Below are 375 nucleotides of genomic sequence, written 5' to 3'. Positions count from 1 at the left end.
AATCCTTGAGCGTCAGCTGCTCGGGCCGGCCGCCGTTCAGCGCCAGCATGTTGCAGCCGAAAGAGGTCTGCATCGGCGTGAAGCGGTAGAGCTGGTTCAGAACCACCTCGGGGGTGGCGTCGCGTTTCAGCTCGATCACCACGCGGACGCCGACCCGGTCGCTTTCGTCCTGCACATGGGCGATGCCTTCGATCCGCTTCTCGCGCACCAGTTCGGCGATCTTCTCGATCATGGAGGACTTGTTGACCTGGTAGGGGATCTCGTCGAGCACGATGGCGTAGCGGTCCTTGCGCAGCTCCTCGATCCGGGTCTTGGCGCGGATGATGGCTGTGCCAGCTCATGACCAGCGCGACTTTGAATTTGCACAGAAGTATG

2 protein-coding genes are annotated in these 375 nt (G+C 61.6%); one reads left to right on the top strand and one right to left on the bottom strand.

Annotated elements, in window-relative coordinates:
- Positions 1 to 274: DNA gyrase subunit A (locus D4A39_RS17415; protein ID WP_306461027.1), on the bottom strand; the 274-nt coding region annotated here is incomplete at its 3' end.
- A gap of 46 nt (positions 275 to 320) precedes the next feature.
- Here D4A39_RS17415 and D4A39_RS18830 point away from each other — a divergent pair.
- The coding region (locus tag D4A39_RS18830) for a hypothetical protein (RefSeq protein WP_368731521.1) at positions 321 to 375 on the top strand (55 nt) is incomplete at its 3' end.

The organism is Alcanivorax profundi, from assembly GCF_003597125.1.
Taxonomy (GTDB): domain Bacteria; phylum Pseudomonadota; class Gammaproteobacteria; order Pseudomonadales; family Alcanivoracaceae; genus Alcanivorax; species Alcanivorax profundi.
The sequence above is the reverse complement of the archived record's forward strand: the minus strand, read 5'-3'. Positions and strand labels throughout refer to the sequence as shown.